Here is a 2,400-nt window from a genome sequence, read left to right on the forward strand (position 1 = left end):
TGGGATTATTCTCTTAAACCGGATTAAGCCCCACACATCGTTCCGCGGCAAGTATGAAAGCGGCCTGATGAAAATGATGGCCATCGGCCTTGGTAAGCAAAAGGGTGCCCATGATCTGCATAGCCAAAGCCCGGCAATTATGCACGAGCTGGTAGAGGAATACGGCCTTACAATCCTAAAAAACGCACCCATTATCGGTGGGATTGCAGTAGTCGAAAATGCTTATGATGATACCTATCTCGTTAAGGCGTTGAGCCCTCAGGAGATTATTGATGAGGAGCCTAAGCTTAAGGAGCTCTCTTATAAGACCATTGCCCGTTTGCTTTTTGATAAATGCGATGTTCTGGTCGTGGATCAGATCGGCAAAAATATCAGCGGAGACGGTATGGATCCGAATGTATCAGGGCGCTTTGTCCAACCCAAATACTGCTCTGGAGGGATCGACGCGGAAAAAGTGGTTGTTCTTGACCTTACGGACGAAACTCACGGCAATGCGCAGGGCATTGGACTGGCCGAAGTGACGACCCGCCGACTTTACAATAAGATGAAGCTGGAGATGACGTATCCAACCGGTGTTACCAATACGTTTTTGCATTTGATGAAGATTCCCATGATCATGGACAATGACCGTGAGGCACTGCAGCTGGCGCTATGCTGCTGCCCTGATGCCGAGGATCAGAACAACATGAAAATGATCCGCATTCACAATACGGCTCACATTGAGTATATTGAGATTTCCGAGGGCCTGCTGCCGCTGGCCAAGGCGAACCCCAATATTGAAATTCTCTCCGAACCCTATGAACTGACATTTGACAAACAGGGCAATCTGTTTTAATGAGGGAAAGTCTTACTGGCCCAGAGCGCGAATCATGAAACAGATACTCCGTAAACTGCTCCCCCTGAATGTGGTTTCTCCTGAAATGGCTTATATTCTTGACCAGAATCAGGTTAATATCTGCCGGAATTACGGACAATATCTTGCAAAGCATCCGGCGATGTGATAAATTAAAAAGGTTCATCAGATTCATAAGAACGAAGGAGTAACGCCATGTCCGCCCTGAAAGACGAAATCTCTCGGCGCCGCACGTTTGCGATTATTTCGCATCCCGACGCCGGTAAAACTACCCTTACGGAAAAATTTCTGCTGTACGGCGGCGCCATTGCCCAGGCTGGCGAGGTGAAGGGCAAGCGCGCCAAGGCTGCCACCTCCGACTGGATGGAGATTGAGCGCCAGCGTGGAATCTCCGTCACCTCGTCGGTGATGCAGTTTCAGCACGAGGGGTATTGCATCAACATTCTGGATACCCCGGGCCATCAGGATTTCTCCGAGGATACCTACCGCACGCTGATGGCGGCGGATTCCGCCGTCATGGTCATTGACGGGGCCAAGGGCGTGGAGCCGCAGACCCGCAAGCTGTTCCGCGTCTGCGCCTTGCGGAATATCCCTATTTTTACGTTCATCAACAAGATGGACCGGGAGACGAAGGATCCCCTTGCGCTGTGCGAAGAGGTGGAGCGGGAGCTTGGCATCGACACGTATCCCGTGAACTGGCCCATCGGCTGCGGCAGAGAGTTTGCCGGAGTTTATGACCGGGAGAGAAGTCACATCTTCTTTTTTCAGGGCGAGGGCCACGGGAAAAAGGCGGAGGCCACCGAGGTGGATTTGGACGACCCGAAGGTGGGTGAGTTGATTGGCGAGGCCCGCTGGAACACCTTGCGGGACGAGGTGGAGTTGTTGGGCGCGGGTCGGGAGTTTGATATGGAAGCCGTCCGCGCCGGAAAGCTCAGCCCCGTGTTTTTCGGATCGGCACTGACCAACTTTGGCGTAGAGCCCTTTCTGGCAGAATTTCTGCGCATGACCACTCCGCCCCTCAGCCGCACGGCGGACAGCGGCGTGGTGGATGCGTTTTCCCCTGATTTTTCGGCCTTTGTTTTCAAAATTCAGGCCAACATGAATAAAGCCCACCGGGATCGGCTTGCCTTTATGCGCATCTGCTCGGGTAAGTTTGAGCGGGACGCAGAGGTCTATCACATGCAAACCGGCAAGAAAATGCGCCTGAGCCAGCCCCAGACCATGATGGCCGCCGAGCGTGAGATTGTCGACGAAGCTTACGCGGGCGACATCATCGGCGTGTTCGACCCCGGTATTTTTTCCATTGGAGACACCATCACCGTGCCGGGAAAAAAGTTCAGCTTTTCCGGCATCCCCACCTTCGAGCCGGAGCATTTTATGCGAGTCAGTCCCAAGGACACCATGAAGCGAAAGCAATTCATTAAAGGCACGGAGCAGATTGCACAGGAGGGCGCCATCCAGATCTTCAAGGTCCCCGGTGCGGGCATGGAGGAAGTCATTGTGGGCGTGGTGGGCACGCTGCAATTCGACGTGTTCGAGTATCGCAT

2 protein-coding genes and 1 pseudogene are annotated in these 2,400 nt (G+C 53.2%); all 3 read left to right on the top strand.

Going from position 1 to position 2,400, the window contains the following annotated elements; genetic code table 11:
• Positions 1-835, top strand: a pseudogene (locus RT018_RS07040) (hypothetical protein); the annotation flags it as partial.
• Between the two features lie 34 nt (positions 836-869).
• Positions 870-1,001, top strand: coding sequence for a hypothetical protein (locus tag RT018_RS07045; RefSeq protein ID WP_312940518.1), 132 nt, complete (start codon positions 870-872; stop codon positions 999-1,001).
• A 47-nt stretch (positions 1,002-1,048) separates the two neighbouring features.
• Positions 1,049-2,400, top strand: a 1,352-nt coding sequence (locus tag RT018_RS07050) for a peptide chain release factor 3 (protein ID WP_312940520.1), incomplete at its 3' end; no start/stop codon positions are given.

Origin of the sequence: Oscillibacter sp. (assembly GCF_032060045.1) — a bacterium.
GTDB lineage: Bacteria > Bacillota > Clostridia > Oscillospirales > Oscillospiraceae > Oscillibacter.